We start from the raw sequence: 16,316 nt of genomic DNA on the forward strand, positions 1-16,316 counted from the left end.
AAGTTTAGAACTTAACTAATAAATTTTAATATAGAGATATCTACCTTCATGACATAGTACTACCTGCTTGTCTAAATAAAGCATTACTAATCAGCTAGACTCATACCTATAAATGCTTAAGAGTTCAAAAAAAGGCATCTGGAACAAAATTGTTCCAGATGCCTTTTAAAGAAAGTATATCTTATTTCATTTTAATCTCTGCTAATGCATTTAAGAATTTATCGTTTAGTACTTTAATGTAAGTACCTTTCATACCTAGAGAGCGAGATTCGATTACACCTGCAGATTCTAGTTTACGTAATGCATTTACGATTACTGAACGTGTAATACCAACTCGGTCTGCAATTTTTGAAGCAACAAGTAAACCTTCATTTCCATCAAGTTCTTCAAAGATATGTTCAATAGCCTCTAACTCACTATATGAAAGAGAATTAATCGCCATTTGTACAACAGCTTTACTACGAGCTTCCTCTTCGATTTCCTCAGATTTCTCACGTAAAATTTCCATACCAACTACTGTTGCACCATACTCAGCTAAAATTAAATCATCATCCTCGAATTGTGCAGATAAACGAGCAAGAATTAACGTACCAAGACGCTCACCACCACCAACAATCGGTACAATCGTTGTTAATGCGTTTTGGAATAACTCTTTGTTTTCAACCGGGAAGGCCGTGTGTTCGTTATTAATATCTAAATTTGAAGATGTCTCAGAAATTGTAAATAAGCTATGTGTGTATTCTTCTGGGAATTGACGCTCTTCGAACATTTTTTTCATACGTTCGTTTTCAATTTGTTGGTGAATTGAGATACCTAAAAGTTTCCCTTTTCGGCTCACAATATAAACATTACTGTCAATAATGTCCCCTAATGTATCTGCCATTTCCTTGAAGTTTACTGGCTTACCAGCAGATGCTTGAAGCATTGAGTTAATTTTACGCGTTTTTTCTAATAAATTCATTATATGTTCCTCCTATAAATAATCCGAAGAGTATTCACTTAATATTCTAAATGTTTTTACAACTGAATGATACTATTCAGCCTTATCTTACAATATAAACTGTGACAAATCTTTGTTTTTTACTATACCCGCAAGTTTTTGATCTACATATGCAGCAGTGATCGGGATATTTGCAGGTGCAATTTCAGATGCTTCAAATGATAATTCTTCTAGCAAACGTTCTAAAATCGTATGCAAACGTCGAGCTCCTATATTATCTGTTTCCTGATTAACCTCTGTTGCAATTTCTGCAATTCGTTCAATCGCATCTTCTGTAAAGTTTATTTCCACGCCCTCAGTTTCTAACAATGCCTTATATTGCAAAATCAGCGATTGGTCTGGCTCTTGTAAAATACGTACAAAATCTTGTTTTGTTAATTTTTCAAGCTCTACTCGAATCGGGAATCTACCTTGTAATTCAGGAATTAAGTCTGAAGGCTTTGACATGTGGAATGCTCCGGCCGCAACGAAAAGCATGTAGTCTGTTTTCACAGCACCATACTTAGTAGTGACAGTTGAACCCTCAACTATTGGTAGAATATCACGTTGCACACCTTCACGTGATACACTCGCAGAAGAGTTACTTTCCTTACTAGCGATTTTATCGATTTCATCAATGAAAATAATACCTGACTGTTCAGCTCTTAATATTGCTTCTTGCGCAACCTCATCTGCATCTATTAGCTTATTTGCTTCCTCAATTGTTAGAATACGTCGCGCATCTTTAACTTGGACCCTACGTTTCTTCGTTTTTTTAGGCATCAAACTAGATAGCATATCCTGCATACCACTATTTGCAGACATATCCATACCCGTTCCTTGTAATGCATCAAAAATAGAAGAATTTTGTTCTGTAACTTCAACTGTAATCCATTCATTTTCTAATTTACCATTACGTAAATCGATGGCGATTTGCGCACGTTTGGAACGTACTTCAGTTTCATCAGAAGATGTATCGTCATTTGATTGTGAGTCTTTACCACCAAACAACATTTCAAATGGATTTTGCATGGTTTGTTTCTTACGTAAGGAAGGAACCAATAATTTAACAATCGCTTCGTTTGCTAGTTCTTCTGCTTGCTCCTTCACAGACTCCATCATCTCTTCCTTTACAAGACGATGTGAAGCTTCTACGACATCACGCACCATCGACTCTACATCACGTCCAACATATCCCACTTCTGTAAATTTCGTTGCTTCAACTTTGACAAAGGGTGCATTCGTTAACTTCGCAATTCTTCTAGCAATTTCTGTTTTCCCAACACCTGTTGGCCCAATCATTAAAATATTCTTAGGAAGAACCTCAGCCTTCATATCATCACTTAAAAGCGAGCGACGATAACGATTACGTAAGGCAATTGCAACTGCCCGTTTTGCTTCATTTTGCCCAACGATATAACGATCCAAATGCTCAGTAATTTGTCTTGGCGTTAAATTATTTTGTTTCATTAGTTAAGCGCCTCCACGATAATATTATGATTCGTAAATACACATATTTCAGCCGCAGTCTCTAATGCCGCCTCTGCAATTTCACGTGCAGTCATTGTATCACCTGCATACTTTTTTAAAGCACGGCCTGCAGATAATGCATAGTTACCCCCTGAACCAATTGCTAAAATACCATCATCAGGTTCAATTACTTCTCCTGTTCCTGAAACAAGAAGGAGCGTGTTTTTATCCATTACAAGTAGCATAGCTTCTAATTGACGTAGCATTTTATCGCCGCGCCATTGCTTTGCAACTTCTACGGCAGCACGCTGTAAATTGCCATTGTATTCATTTAATTTTCCTTCAAACATCTCAAAAAGTGTAAAAGCATCGGCAACCGATCCAGCAAAGCCAGCAAGTACATGCCCATTAAACAGACGTCTGACCTTCCTAGCTGTACCCTTCATCACAACCGCATTCCCAAGGGTCACTTGGCCATCACCAGCCATAGCGCAACCCCCATTATGATGAACTGCAAATATCGTTGTCGCATGAATTTGTCCCATTTGCCTTCCTCCTTATCTCTATTATGCCCTCGGATGAGCATTCATATATGTTTGACGAAGATGCTCTTTTGTTACATGTGTGTAAACCTGCGTAGAAGATAAATGTGTGTGGCCCAATAACTCCTGCACCGTACGTAAATCTGCGCCATTATTCAATAAGTGTGTGGCAAAGGTGTGACGAAGCATATGTGGATATATTTTCGTATGGAGTGAGGCCTTGTCAATCATTTCTGTTAAAATATGACGTACCCCTCGAGGAGTAAGTTCCCCACCGCGCATGTTGACAAATAATTGCTGATGATTTGTTTTTTTCATCAATCTTGGACGAGCTTGCTCTATGTAGTCCTGCATAGCTAAACTCGCAAATTGACCGAATGGAATAATACGTTCTTTTCGCCCTTTTCCCATTACTCTAATAATTGAATAATGAAAATCTACATCTCCCACTTGAATTGAAGTGAGCTCACTTACACGAATACCTGTCGCATATAACAGCTCTAATATAGCCATATTTCTTAATGATTTCAAATCATCACCAGTATTCGCATTAAATAGCTGCATTAATTCCTCTTCGTAGAAAAAACTAGGTAAGCGTGATTCTTTTTTCGGATGATAAAGTGAACGAAATGCCCCATCATCTAAGCCGAACTGTCTATTTAGAAAGCGAAAAAAGGAGCGTATCGAAGAAATTTTTCTTGATACAGAAGATCTTGCTCTTTTTTCATCGTACAACTTTGTTACATAAAGACGTGCATGTATATACTCAACACTAGCTAAATCATTCACACCCTCTGCTTGTAAAAAGGCTAAAAAATCTAGTAGGTCTGATTCATATTCTCGCACCGTATGAACAGAGAAGTTCTTTTCAACCTGGATGTAAAGCATGAACTGTTCAAGTGCATCTTGGGACGAAACTAACATTTAAAGATTCACCACCAATGAATTATTAAAAACCTTGTCAAATTACTTACACTTGCAAAACAAAGGATGAATTCTTTCGTTCATACCCTTCATTAAATTGTTGCTTAAGGTATCGTTAATCAATTTCGCCTTGGCGTAATTGCGTTCGGATTTTGAATTGTGCTATTTTAGGAAGTTAACCTAAAACCGTCACTTCCTGTGACAACGGTTAACTGACCAACATCGTGTAGGCCTCCTTTGAAAATCCGTAACATCCGCCGGAGGCTTTGGACCAACAAATGTTTTCTGTGCGAAAACGTAGTGTTAACGCAGTGGCAGCAACATGGTTTTGTCTGTGCGAAAGCGTAGCGACAGCAACAACATGATATTGGTCACTCAGTCTTTGCCACAGGACGTGGCGTTCTTTGACTGAGTTCCTCTATTTCAGTAGGTGTTTAGATACCCACTGAGAAAGTAATCAAAATCGCATTCATCTCACCATCTATAGAGATGGGAGTCTTTTGCTGAATGAAGATAAACATACATACTGACACTATACCTATCTTCATAATATAGCAAGTGAAAATGGTTATATTTTGAGAAAATCTCCATACAAAATAATAAAATACGTGTAAACAAGCATTTTGCCTACAAAAAAAAGAAAAAGCCTCTAAGAGTATATCAACTTTTAGAGGCCTTTTGCAATTAAATTGTTTGTGAATTCACAAAATTGCGAATTGTGCTTATTGCTCGTGTTGCATGCATCTCTGCACGTTCTGGTTTTGAACGACGACCTGGAGGTAATTCAGGGAAAATTCCGAAGTTGACATTCATCGGCTGGAAGTTTTTCGACTGTGCTTCTGTTATATAACGCGCCATACTTCCTAACGCAGTTTCAAATGGGAAAATAATCTGTTCTTGCCCTAATGCTAATCGAGCTGCATTAATACCAGCAATTAATCCACTACCAGCGGATTCAACATACCCTTCGACACCTGTCATTTGACCTGCGAAGAAAATATTTTTTTGTTCACGAAGCTGATAAGTTTTCTCTAGAACTTTTGGTGAATTTATGAACGTATTTCTATGCATTACTCCATAACGAACGATTTCAACATTTTCTAACCCCGGGATGAGCTGTAGTACTTCTTTCTGTGGTCCCCATTTTAGATGTGTTTGGAAGCCAACAATATTGTAAAGAGTACCCGCTGCATCATCTTGTCGTAATTGGACAACAGCATATGGACGTTTCCCTGTTTTCGGATCTTCAAGACCTACTGGCTTCATCGGTCCAAATAACATTGTTTTCTCCCCGCGTGATGCCATTACTTCAATAGGCATACAGCCTTCAAAGTAAATTTCTTTTTCAAATTCTTTTAATGGCACTACCTCAGCATCGATCAACGCTTGGCGGAAACGATCGAATTCTTCCTTTGTCATAGGACAGTTTAAATAAGCTGCTTCCCCTTTATCGTAACGAGATTTTAAATAAACCTTATCCATATCAATACTATCTTTTTCGATAATTGGTGCTGCCGCATCATAGAAATATAGATAGTCTAAGCCTGTTAAGCCTTGAATTTTTTCTGCCAAAGCTTTCGAAGTCAGTGGGCCTGTGGCAATCACAGTAATACCTTCTGGAATTTCAGTGACTTCTTCATGAATGACTTCCACAAGAGGATGATTTTTCACTGCGTCCGTCACATACCCTGCAAATTCATGACGATCTACTGCTAAAGCTCCACCCGCTGGTACTGAGCAAGCATCAGCTGCCTTTAATATAACAGAATCTAAAATACGCATTTCTTCTTTAATAACACCTACGGCATTTGTTAAACCATTAGCACGTAAAGAGTTGGAACAAACAAGCTCCGCAAATTTATCAGTATGGTGAGCTGGTGTTTGCTTTACTGGACGCATTTCATAAAGTTTAACTTTGATACCACGTTTAGCAATTTGCCAAGCCGCTTCGCTGCCCGCAAGACCTGCACCTATTACATTTACTACTTGTTCAGTCATGTTCTTACCATCTTTCTATCATTGAGTAGGTGCCTCTTCATAGTCACATTTCGTACACTGAATTTGCACACCTTTTTTAATTTTTTTCTCTACTAATAATGCACTACATTTCGGGCACGGTCTATTAATTGGCTTGTCCCAAGAGACAAATTCACACTCAGGATACTGATTGCAACCATAGAATAAACGCTTTGTTTTACTCTTGCGCTCTACAATTTCACCTGTTTCACAAGAAGGGCATTTTACGCCAATAGGTTTCATTATAGCTTTTGTATTACGGCAATCTGGGAAGTTTGAACAAGCCATAAATTTCCCATATCTTCCAAGCTTATAGACCATTGGAGATCCGCAAAGCTCACAATCCTCGCCCGCAGGTTCATCTTTTATAACAACTTTTTCCATAGCCTCATCTGCATGTTTTACATGAACCTCAAAATCCTTATAAAACTCATGTACAACTTCTTTCCACTGACGACTACCTTCTTCAATATCATCCAAATCTTGCTCCATTTGTGCAGTGAATTCGATATCTATAATATCAGGGAAAAATTCTAGTACGAGTTGGTGCACGATTTCTCCTAGCTCTGTCGGCATAAATCGTTTTGCATCTAACACGACATAGCCACGGCGCTGAATTGTATCGAGGGTTGGTGCGTATGTGGACGGGCGCCCTATACCTAACTCTTCCATTGTTTTTACAAGACGCGCCTCTGAATAACGTGGTGGTGGCTGTGTAAAATGTTGCTTTGGCTCGATTTCAAGAGATTTTACTTGATCGCCAACTTCCATTTCAGGCAGAAGCTTAGTTGTCTCTTCTGTTTGGTCATCTGTACCCTCAATATATAGCTTCATAAAGCCTGCAAATTTAACTTGTGAGCCATTTGCACGGAATAAAACATCACCATTTTGAAGGTCTACAGCAACTGTATCAAGTACTGCTGGTGCCATCTGGCTTGCAATAAAGCGCTCCCAAATCAAACGATATAAGCGCAATTGGTCGCGACTAAGGACTGCTTTTAATTCATCTGGAGTTCGCATCGTACTAGTTGGACGAATAGCCTCATGGGCATCTTGTGCATTCGATGATTTTTTAGCCTGCTTCGTTTCTGTAGAAATATATTCCTTACCGTATTTGGATTCAATGTATGCAATGGATTCCGCTTTTGCTGTTTCTGAAATACGTGTTGAATCGGTACGCATATAAGTGATTAAACCGACTGTACCCTCTTTTTTACCAATATCAATACCTTCATATAATTGTTGTGCAAGCATCATCGTTTTCTTGGCACGGAAATTTAACTTACGCGCGGCCTCTTGCTGTAAAGAAGATGTTGTAAAAGCCGGTGCTGCGTTTCGTTTACGTTCTTTTTTAGATACATTGACAACATCAAAATCTGTACCTTTAACATTCTTTAAAATGGCTTTCACTTGTTCTTCATTTGTTAATTTAATTTTGTCTTTGCCATCACCATAATAAAGTGCATCGAACGTTTTTTTTCCTTTTTCAAAAGAGGCTTCAATTGTCCAATACTCCTCGGGTTGGAAGTTTTTAATTTCATTCTCACGATCAATGATCATGCGTAGTGCAACTGATTGAACCCGTCCTGCTGATAATCCCTTTTTAACTTTTTTCCAAAGAATCGGGCTAATGTTATAACCAACAAGTCTGTCCAATATACGTCTTGTTTGCTGTGCATCTACTAAATCCATGTTAATAGGACGTGGATTTTTAAAGGAATCGATAATCGCATCTTTTGTAATTTCGTTAAAAACGACACGACAATCTGAATGAATATCAATATTTAACGCGGTCGCAAGGTGCCAAGCAATCGCTTCTCCCTCACGGTCTGGATCGGCCGCTAGATAGACTTTCTTCACTTTTTTAGCCGCAGACTTTAACTCCTGTAAAACAGGTCCTTTACCACGAATAGTAATATATTTAGGTTCGTAATTATTTTCGGCACTAACGCCCATTTGGCTACGCGGTAGGTCGCGAACATGTCCGATAGACGCCTTTACTTTGTATTTCTTCCCTAAATAACGTTCAATTGTTTTTGCCTTTGCTGGTGATTCTACAATCACTAAATAATCCGCCATCTATGTCTCCCCCTTAGCGAGGTCTATTGCTAATTTTTTAAGTTACCTGTTGCAAAATGTATAACAGATTTTAAGATAATGCAACTTTTTTTCAATTTTTGTTAGAAAAGAGCGCAAGTGTTTGAACGATTTCGTGACCATCGCACACTGGAATTGCCCCTTCTAATAGTAATTTATTTGTCCCTTTTGACTGCTCCGCATCAATTGGACCTGGTACAACAAATACATCTTTCCCTTGCTCAAGTGCACATTCTGTTGTGATGAGCGTCCCACTTCTTAATGCAGCTTCTGTTACGACTAAAGCTTGTGACAAACCACTAATTATTCTGTTACGCATTGGAAAATGCCATTTCTCAGGCTTCATATAAGGAGGATACTCCGTGACAAGTAACTGGTGCTCAGCCATTTTCTCAGCAAGAACTTGGTTTTCTTTAGGATATATATAATTAAAACCGTGTCCTAGTACCGCAATTGTGTGACCACCAACTCTTATTGTTGTCTCATGAGCCATCGTATCTGCCCCTCTTGCAAGCCCGCTCACGACCGTATATCCATGTTTAACAAGAGGTGGAACAATTATGTCCATCGCAGTCTTTGTGTAAGTTGTAGCCTTTCTAGAGCCTATAATAGCTACTTGCTTTTCTATCGTTAATAGAGAATACCGACCTTTCACATACAATACAGTAGGTGGACTGGATATATCAAATAATTGCCCCGGATAAAAAGGATGATAAAAAGGGATGGGGAAAATATTAGAACGTTCATAGGCCTCTTCAAACGGAAATGTCGCAATTTGTCGAAAGCTCTGAGAAATTTGCATGGCTCTTTGCAATGTTATTTGCAGTGCGTTTGCAATCTCATAGGGGGGCGCTTCTTCAAAATTACTAAATACATCCACCGGGGACAATAATCGCTGAAGTTTTTGAAGTGGTAATGGGTATATATAATGCAAAGCTAGTAATCTCTGTTTATCGACTGAAAAAATCATTTAAAAACCTCCTTTTATAATAGAAGAAATTAAATGACCGCATATTTAAATTTTCATCACAACATACTATCAATTACGCCTTGGCGTAAAGTATATCAACACTTTCAAACTAAGTAAGTAGGAAAATTTGAAATTGCATCGCTTGAACACAATTTCATGAGAGGCATGTTAAGCAGTGTCTAAATAGAGAAAAGAAAAGATGTAGCCACTATGTGCTACATCTTCCATTTTAATGGGTTTTACACTTTTCGTATAGCCCTTTTTCTTTAATTACTTTAATAAGCGTTTCACCTATGACAGACGGCGTTTCCGCTACTTCAATGCCAGCTGCATTCATTGCCTTAATTTTCTCTGCTGCTGTTCCTTTACCACCAGAAATAATAGCCCCAGCGTGGCCCATACGTTTTCCTGGAGGTGCTGTTTGCCCACCGATGAAGCCAACGACAGGTTTCGTCATATTCGCTTTAACCCATTCAGCCGCTTCCTCTTCAGCTGTACCGCCGATTTCCCCAATCATTACTACCGCATATGTTTCTGGGTCATTATTAAATGCTTCCAAAACATCGATAAAGTTTGTTCCATTGACAGGGTCACCACCGATACCTACAGCTGTAGTTTGACCAATACCAGCTTGTGTTAATTGGTGTACGGCTTCATATGTTAACGTACCAGAGCGAGAAACAACTCCTACATGCCCTTTTGTATGGATATAGCCAGGCATAATACCAATCTTACATTCATCTGCTGTTATAACACCTGGACAGTTTGGACCTACTAGACGAGTCTTTTTACCTTCCATATAACGTTTAACCTTAACCATATCTAGGACAGGAATATGCTCCGTTATACAGATCGTTAATGCTAATTCAGCGTCAACAGCCTCTAAAATTGCATCTGCCGCAAATGGAGCAGGTACATAAATAACAGATGCTGTTGCACCTGTTGCAGCTACAGCCTCTGCTACAGTGTTAAACACAGGTACTCCCTCGATTTCAAGACCGCCTTTACCAGGTGTTACTCCCGCTACGATTTTTGTACCATACTCAAGCATTTGTTTTGTATGAAAAAGTGCTGTTTCGCCCGTAATCCCTTGTACAATTACCTTTGTATCTTTATTAATAAATACAGCCATTATTCTCCCTGCCTTCCTTAGCCTACTAGTTCCACAATTTTTTGTGCACCGTCAGCCATTGAATCCGCTGCTACGATGTTTAAACCAGATGCATTTAAAATTTCTTTTCCAAGATCTACATTTGTACCTTCTAAACGTACTACTAACGGCACAGCTAAGCCAATTTCTTTGGCAGCTGTTACAACACCTTCAGCGATAATGTTACATTTCATAATTCCGCCAAAAATGTTTACGAAAATACCTTTTACATTTGGATCAGAAAGGATAATTTTGAAAGCTTCTGTTACTTTTTCAGCTGTTGCACCGCCCCCTACATCTAGGAAGTTAGCAGGGCTTCCGCCGTAATAGCTAATTGTGTCCATTGTAGCCATTGCAAGACCAGCTCCATTAACCATACAGCCAATGTTACCATCTAGTGAAATATAGCTAAGGTCATATTTTGATGCCTCGATTTCCTTTGGATCTTCTTCATCAAAATCGCGTAATTCGACAATATCCTTGTGACGATACAATGCATTTGCATCGAAATTAAATTTTGCATCTAATGCTAAAACGTCTCCTTGTCCAGTTACAACAAGTGGATTAATTTCTACAATAGAAGCATCCTTATCGATAAATGCTTGATATAAGCCTAACATTAATTTAACAGCTTTCCCTATTAGGTTTGCTGGAATATTCATATTAAACGCCATACGACGTGCCTGGAAGCTTGTTAATCCAACTACAGGATCCACAACTTCTTTGAAGATTTTTTCTGGATGTGCTTCCGCTACTTCTTCAATATCCATGCCGCCTTCTTCAGATCCCATCATTGTTACACGGGATGTTGCACGGTCTAATACTAAACTTAAATAGTACTCTTTTTGAATATCAGAACCCTCTTCAATATATAAGCGTTTTACTTCTTTTCCTTCAGGACCTGTTTGATGAGTCACTAAAATTTTCCCTAATAATTCCTTCGCATATGTACGCACCTCGTCAAGGTTTTTAGCGATTTTTACACCACCTGCTTTACCGCGTCCACCTGCATGAATTTGCGCCTTGACTACTGTCACATTAGAGCCAAGTTCCTTCGCTACTTTCACTGCCTCATCAGGGGAAAAAGCAACTTTTCCATTTGGTACAGCTACACCATACTTTCTAAGAATCTCTTTCCCTTGATATTCATGGATATTCATAATACATCCTCCCATCAAACATTTGCATAAAATTGTTTTACTAACATAATCTATTCTAACTAAAGATTCTGATAAAGTCTACACTTTGTCTTTTGTTCGTATTTTATCTATTATTATGACATTTTCTTCTGCTTCGTGTACTAAAACAGATTTTTCAAAATATCAGAATTCTTCGTTTTTTCTATATTTTGTGCATGTTGTTGGTCTAAACGATAAATGAATGCAAAAACCTCAGCGACGGCTTGATATAATTCTTCAGGAATCGACTCATTTAAATCTAATTGTCCAAGCAGTTGAACAAGGTTGGGATCTTCATAAATCGGCACATCATGCTCATTTGCTCGCGCTAAAATGTTTTCCGCTATTTTCCCTTTTCCTTTTGCTACTACTGTTGGACTATCAAAACGTCCTAGCTTATACGTAAGAGCGATAGCCTCTTTTCGAGTAAATTTTTCTTCACTCATACGCGGAAATCCACCCCATTATGTTCCTCCTGCTGTTCTACTACAGCAGTTATTTTTTCAGGTTGAGCCTTTTCAAATTGTTTAATAAAAACTCCTGAAAGTTGATAATTTTTTTCAGCTAAGCCTATTTTTAATGCTGCTTTTAGAGGCTCTGCAAGCGGAGTAATACCTTTATTCTCATTGAATACTGTCACTGTAACGACACGATTTTGAACCTGCATATCAATAACGGTCTCTTTCATTGATTCCATTTGCAAATAAAATAGTATCCGGGCGAAATTTGCATCAATCTTACCATCTTCCTTCATGCGCCCATTCCACTGTAAGGTTGCATCCATTTTCCTTCCGAAAAATTCTAGCGGCACTTGCATAATAAGCTGATGCTGATGGCCATTCTCCCCCGATGATAGCTGCATTCCATTCATACGTGCCATTAACATTTCCGCAGCCTCCTTCAGCTGCGGCATGATATGTGTTTCCTGCATTAACGTATGAAGCTGTGGTTTTAATTGATGTGCAATCACCTGTAAATCAGCAGACTTATTACCAAGTGTGGCCTCATAACTAACTCCTAGATTCTTTAAAACCGTTTTAAGTGCATGCTCCATCGCTTTACTATCCATAGAATTTTCTACATGGGCATCTGCCTGCGTCACAATTTGCTGTATCATAGATTGTGGGGATTCGGCACTATTTTTCATAAGATTTCTCATCAACGCTTCATTTTGTATAGGAGTAGTTGCCTCATGCTTTAAAAGTGACAATAAATGATCCTTCACTGAAAGAGCATTAGCATCTTGTGTAAATAAACGATCAGAAGCATTTTGAGCAAATGCTTTTATCAATTGTTCTTGCATCTGCTTTGCAAAAACCTCTAGTGTTTGTTTAGTTGTTGGTAATTGGACAAATCTCTCGATAAGCTGATTTAATTGTTGCTTCTGTTCATTGTTTAAAAAGCTTTGATTCGCTGTCCAGGATTTAAGCTGATTAATAAGCTGATTTTTATCGTCAGGGTTTGTCGTTAGAATTGTTTGAATAACTTGTCCAGCCTGTTGAAGTTGATTTGGCTGAGTAGACTTTGTATCGTTGGGATTTGACCAGTTTTGTAATGTAGCTTGCTGAGGTACTATCCCTGCTTCCTTTAAAATATTCAAGGCCTGAATCTTTGCACTCATAGAAGCTGTATCATTCGTTAGTATTTGAATAGACTTGGCAAGTACTAAACCGCCTGTTTCTACTTCAAATGGCTTCGCAATTGCCTGGACTTGTTGCATTAGATTTTGCTTTAGGCTTGCTGATAAAGCTGTATCCTGTGATAAAAGCTGCGCAAAGTTTTCCATAATAGAATTCATACCTGTAGTTTTTTGCCCACTGATAAGTGCTTGGAAAACTTCATTCGTCATTGGCATTTTTAGCTCTACCATTTTTTGAATAGCTTGCAAGGCATCCATCTTAGTAATGCCCTCAGGTAAAGCCTTTAACCATATCTCAGCCTGCATTAGTTGCTCTTTTGAAATCGGTAGCTGCGCCTTCATAAAATGAGATAGAAGTTGTTGCATTTCAGCTGTTTTTGGTAAATTCATCGATTCAAGCAACTGGTTAATTTGTTGACCTTGGGAAGCCGTTTGCTCCATAGGACCAGTAACAACTTTTAGTTCTGTTTGCGGGCTTGTACCTGTTACTTGAAAGAAATGGGCATCACCTGTCTTCAGAGGGACTTCTAGCTTAGCAATAAGCTTCTGATTGCCAATTTGTATTTCTGCCGTTTGATCTGGGTATAACTGTTTGATCGTTCCGTGAAATACCTGTCCTTGTTTTAAAGTAAGCGGCTGATTAGTTGAAGTTATCGCAGCTTGTTGCATTTGAATCGGATTAAAAGATGTGGCTGTCATATACATACTCCTTTCATCAATTACTCCTTGGCGTAATTGGCTCCATTTTTTGTTTTTAGTAGGCTTCTCGAATAATTTTTGTCTTCAATACATTAAAACATTGACTTTATCGGCTCAAAAGATTTGCGATGATGGATAGTTGGACCGAATTCTTCAAGAGCTTTTAAATGTTGCTTTGTACCGTAGCCTGCATGTTGAGCAAAACCATACATAGGGAATTCTTTGTCCAATTGATCCATATAATCATCTCGAGCGGTTTTCGCTAATATCGATGCAGCTGCAATAGCTAAGCTTTTCGCATCCCCTTTTATAATCGAATCTTGTGGCGTAGAGATTGGTAGCGTCATAGCATCAACTAACACATAATGAGGCTTTATAGATAACGATTCTACACTAGTTTTCATGGACTGTTTTGTCGCTTCATAGATATTTAAGTCATCAATTTGTTGCGCTGATTGGAAATGAATAAAATAACTTAATGCATGTTCTTTTATTAAAGCAGCATAAGCATTACGCTTATCCTTTGATAATTGCTTCGAATCATTTAATCCCACAAGAAGCTTACAGTTTGCAGGTAAAATAACAGCAGCAGTTACTACCGGTCCTGCTAACGGTCCACGCCCTGCTTCATCTACACCTGCAATAAAAGCGTCTACCCCTCCGTAGCTTTGGTCGAAATCGACTTTCTCTTGATGTTCTTGTAGTAGCTGTTGTTTTTTATCCTGACGTTTTTTCCAGCTTTGCCAAGCTTTTTGCACACCTGCTCGTTCGTCTATTGCTACAGCTGTCATCCAATCCTGCCATTCCTCAGCTTCTTTCAATGCTACTGTAATTTCTTTAATTGTTTTCATTTAATTACTCCCTTTTGGTTCTCAACAGTTAATAGCTAAATCTTACGTTCTATTTCGCTCTTACAGTTCGTCGTTTTTTTGCTTGCGGGATGAGGGTTCACCTTAATCTTTTGGCGTCTGCTACTAATATGTAATTCCCTTTTTTCTATATAAAAATAATTATAACTTCTTTTTCTCACTCTATATCATTTATCGGCAAGAAGAAGTATTCCTAAAAGAAAAACTGCCACGCTCAGTGAGTATGACAGTTTTTTTCTTATTGCTGCTGTGCTTCTTTTTCAAGCTGTTCGTCAACAAAGTCAAATGTTAGTTTGCCTAATTGTAATCCTCGAATATCTCGAACGATTAGTTGAGCTACTTGATCATAATCGATTTCTCCTCCAGGACCAAAAACACGTCGAAGTTTACCGATATGGTCGAAGGTTTCCACTAAATCTTCATGGAGAAACTCAAAGCCATAGCGCTCCTCCATTCGCTTTGGATAGTGAATAGATAAAAAGCGCAGTCCATAGACAGCTAAATCTTCCATATTTGTGATTGTATCCTTTATAGCACCTGTTAGAGCTAATTTGTAGCCTACTTCTTGATCTTCAAATTTCGGCCATAAAATACCTGGCGTATCGAGTAATTCAAGCTCTTTACCGACTTTTATCCATTGCTGAGCCTTCGTCACCCCTGGAGTGTTTCCTGTCTTTGCAATATTTTTCTTCGCTAAGCGGTTAATAAGCGTTGATTTTCCTACGTTTGGAATGCCAACAATCATGGCACGTATGGCTCTTGGCTTCATTCCACGCGCTTTCATACGCTCGAATTTTTCTTTTAAAATTTCTTGGGCAGCCTTTGTTACCAGTTGTAATCCTTTACCTTCAAGAGAATTGATAGCCACTGCCTTATGACCACGTTCTGCAAAGTACTCTACCCACTTACGTGTTTCTTGCTCATCTGCCATATCTGATTTATTTAAAATGAGAAGACGCGGTTTTTGATTGATCACTTCGTCTATCATCGGATTACGCGAAGATAATGGTAAACGGGCATCAATTAATTCAAATATAATATCAACAAGCTTTAATTTTTCTGTTACTTCTCTTCGGGCTTTCGCCATATGCCCGGGAAACCATTGTATAGTCATATCTATACCTCCTAAACTAAAAGAAAAAGGGAGTGTTGGTCCTCCCTTTCATGCATTACTTCACAATTTTTATATCACTAAACGGCCAGAAAATTAGACTTGTATTACCAATAATCTCTTTCTGGTCGACAAGTCCAATATGACGGCTGTCCTTACTGTATCGACGATTATCTCCCATAACGAAAATATAGCCCTCTGGAATGACATCATTTATTGAAACGTCAATGTCTTTTAATGTAAAATCTTCTGTTAATGTACCTTCTGTAATTTTTGATTTATAGGCATCTAAATAAGGCTCATCTATCGGTTCACCGTTAATGTATAATTGATCATTTTTATATTCCAATGTTTCTCCTGGTAGCCCAATAACACGTTTAATATAGTTTTTTTGCTCCGGAGCATGGAACACAACAATATCAAAGCGTTTTGGCTCACCTATTTTATAACCAATTTTATTCACAATCATACGATCCCCATTTTCAAGGGTTGGCATCATGGACTCACCATCTACTGCAATGGGTGTAAATAAAAAATAACGAATAATTGCTGCAATCGCAAATGCAATTAGAAGTGCCTTCGTCCATTCCCATAACTCATTCTTTTCTTTCACTTGTTTTTCCATCTAGATTTGCCCCCTTGTCTATCATCATTTTAGATGATAGTTATTTA

The 16,316-nt window shown here is 38.3% G+C and carries 14 protein-coding genes; all 14 read right to left on the reverse strand.

Annotated elements, in window-relative coordinates:
* Nucleotides 1-181 precede the first annotated feature (181 nt).
* The 14 genes from codY to lepB all read right to left on the reverse strand — a co-directional run bounded on the left by codY (nucleotide 182) and on the right by lepB (nucleotide 16,269).
* On the reverse strand, nucleotides 182-961 hold the full coding sequence (gene codY, locus ACIQXF_RS00995) for a GTP-sensing pleiotropic transcriptional regulator CodY (protein WP_107923084.1): 780 nt from the start codon (nucleotides 959-961) through the stop codon (nucleotides 182-184).
* Nucleotides 962-1,048: 87 nt separating this feature from the next.
* The gene (gene hslU / locus ACIQXF_RS01000; RefSeq protein WP_402777853.1) at nucleotides 1,049-2,449 is read right to left on the reverse strand and encodes an ATP-dependent protease ATPase subunit HslU; all 1,401 of its coding nucleotides are present in this window, start codon (nucleotides 2,447-2,449) and stop codon (nucleotides 1,049-1,051) included.
* Nucleotides 2,449-2,994: an ATP-dependent protease subunit HslV gene (gene hslV / locus ACIQXF_RS01005; protein WP_402777856.1), complete on the reverse strand. Its 546-nt coding sequence runs from the start codon at nucleotides 2,992-2,994 to the stop codon at nucleotides 2,449-2,451. The genes hslU and hslV overlap by 1 nt, the downstream gene beginning before the upstream one ends.
* 21 nt (nucleotides 2,995-3,015) lie before the next feature.
* Nucleotides 3,016-3,915 (reverse strand): tyrosine recombinase XerC, encoded by a 900-nt coding sequence (gene xerC / locus ACIQXF_RS01010; RefSeq protein WP_402777859.1) that lies wholly within the window; start codon nucleotides 3,913-3,915, stop codon nucleotides 3,016-3,018.
* A gap of 684 nt (nucleotides 3,916-4,599) precedes the next feature.
* Nucleotides 4,600-5,913 carry an FADH(2)-oxidizing methylenetetrahydrofolate--tRNA-(uracil(54)-C(5))-methyltransferase TrmFO gene (gene trmFO / locus ACIQXF_RS01015; RefSeq protein WP_402777862.1) on the reverse strand — a complete coding sequence of 438 codons (1,314 nt, stop codon included), beginning with the start codon at nucleotides 5,911-5,913 and terminating at the stop codon, nucleotides 4,600-4,602.
* An 18-nt stretch (nucleotides 5,914-5,931) separates the two neighbouring features.
* Nucleotides 5,932-8,010: a type I DNA topoisomerase gene (topA, locus tag ACIQXF_RS01020; RefSeq protein ID WP_402777865.1), complete on the reverse strand. Its 2,079-nt coding sequence runs from the start codon at nucleotides 8,008-8,010 to the stop codon at nucleotides 5,932-5,934.
* 91 nt (nucleotides 8,011-8,101) lie between these two features.
* Complete coding sequence (dprA, locus tag ACIQXF_RS01025) at nucleotides 8,102-8,998, reverse strand: DNA-processing protein DprA (RefSeq protein WP_402777868.1); 897 nt, start codon at nucleotides 8,996-8,998, stop codon at nucleotides 8,102-8,104.
* 229 nt (nucleotides 8,999-9,227) lie between these two features.
* Nucleotides 9,228-10,130, reverse strand: coding sequence for a succinate--CoA ligase subunit alpha (gene sucD, locus ACIQXF_RS01030; RefSeq protein WP_402777871.1), 903 nt, complete (start codon nucleotides 10,128-10,130; stop codon nucleotides 9,228-9,230).
* A gap of 17 nt (nucleotides 10,131-10,147) precedes the next feature.
* A complete protein-coding gene (gene sucC / locus ACIQXF_RS01035) occupies nucleotides 10,148-11,308 on the reverse strand; it encodes an ADP-forming succinate--CoA ligase subunit beta (RefSeq protein ID WP_402777874.1) in 1,161 nt (386 codons plus the stop codon).
* Nucleotides 11,309-11,448: 140 nt separating this feature from the next.
* On the reverse strand, nucleotides 11,449-11,772 hold the full coding sequence (locus ACIQXF_RS01040) for an EscU/YscU/HrcU family type III secretion system export apparatus switch protein (RefSeq protein ID WP_402777877.1): 324 nt from the start codon (nucleotides 11,770-11,772) through the stop codon (nucleotides 11,449-11,451).
* Nucleotides 11,769-13,664 carry a hypothetical protein gene (locus tag ACIQXF_RS01045; protein ID WP_402777879.1) on the reverse strand — a complete coding sequence of 632 codons (1,896 nt, stop codon included), beginning with the start codon at nucleotides 13,662-13,664 and terminating at the stop codon, nucleotides 11,769-11,771. Before ACIQXF_RS01045 ends, ACIQXF_RS01040 begins: the two co-directional genes overlap by 4 nt.
* 92 nt (nucleotides 13,665-13,756) lie before the next feature.
* A complete protein-coding gene (locus ACIQXF_RS01050; RefSeq protein WP_402777881.1) occupies nucleotides 13,757-14,515 on the reverse strand; it encodes a ribonuclease HII in 759 nt (252 codons plus the stop codon).
* Between the two features lie 256 nt (nucleotides 14,516-14,771).
* Nucleotides 14,772-15,647 (reverse strand): ribosome biogenesis GTPase YlqF, encoded by an 876-nt coding sequence (gene ylqF / locus ACIQXF_RS01055; protein WP_402777884.1) that lies wholly within the window; start codon nucleotides 15,645-15,647, stop codon nucleotides 14,772-14,774.
* A 55-nt stretch (nucleotides 15,648-15,702) separates the two neighbouring features.
* Nucleotides 15,703-16,269 carry a signal peptidase I gene (gene lepB, locus ACIQXF_RS01060; RefSeq protein WP_402777886.1) on the reverse strand — a complete coding sequence of 189 codons (567 nt, stop codon included), beginning with the start codon at nucleotides 16,267-16,269 and terminating at the stop codon, nucleotides 15,703-15,705.
* Between the last annotated feature and the right edge of the window lie 47 nt (nucleotides 16,270-16,316).

This window comes from Lysinibacillus sp. NPDC097231 (assembly GCF_044761885.1).
Taxonomy (GTDB): domain Bacteria; phylum Bacillota; class Bacilli; order Bacillales_A; family Planococcaceae; genus Lysinibacillus.

Coding starts and splice junctions, on each gene's coding strand:
- codY (WP_107923084.1), bottom strand. CDS start 961: ATGAATTTATTAGAAAAAACGCGTAAAATTAACTCAATGCTTCAAGCA.
- hslU (WP_402777853.1), bottom strand. CDS start 2,449: ATGAAACAAAATAATTTAACGCCAAGACAAATTACTGAGCATTTGGAT.
- hslV (WP_402777856.1), bottom strand. CDS start 2,994: ATGGGACAAATTCATGCGACAACGATATTTGCAGTTCATCATAATGGG.
- xerC (WP_402777859.1), bottom strand. CDS start 3,915: ATGTTAGTTTCGTCCCAAGATGCACTTGAACAGTTCATGCTTTACATC.
- trmFO (WP_402777862.1), bottom strand. CDS start 5,913: ATGACTGAACAAGTAGTAAATGTAATAGGTGCAGGTCTTGCGGGCAGC.
- topA (WP_402777865.1), bottom strand. CDS start 8,010: ATGGCGGATTATTTAGTGATTGTAGAATCACCAGCAAAGGCAAAAACA.
- dprA (WP_402777868.1), bottom strand. CDS start 8,998: ATGATTTTTTCAGTCGATAAACAGAGATTACTAGCTTTGCATTATATA.
- sucD (WP_402777871.1), bottom strand. CDS start 10,130: ATGGCTGTATTTATTAATAAAGATACAAAGGTAATTGTACAAGGGATT.
- sucC (WP_402777874.1), bottom strand. CDS start 11,308: ATGAATATCCATGAATATCAAGGGAAAGAGATTCTTAGAAAGTATGGT.
- ACIQXF_RS01040 (WP_402777877.1), bottom strand. CDS start 11,772: ATGAGTGAAGAAAAATTTACTCGAAAAGAGGCTATCGCTCTTACGTAT.
- ACIQXF_RS01045 (WP_402777879.1), bottom strand. CDS start 13,664: ATGACAGCCACATCTTTTAATCCGATTCAAATGCAACAAGCTGCGATA.
- ACIQXF_RS01050 (WP_402777881.1), bottom strand. CDS start 14,515: ATGAAAACAATTAAAGAAATTACAGTAGCATTGAAAGAAGCTGAGGAA.
- ylqF (WP_402777884.1), bottom strand. CDS start 15,647: ATGACTATACAATGGTTTCCCGGGCATATGGCGAAAGCCCGAAGAGAA.
- lepB (WP_402777886.1), bottom strand. CDS start 16,269: ATGGAAAAACAAGTGAAAGAAAAGAATGAGTTATGGGAATGGACGAAG.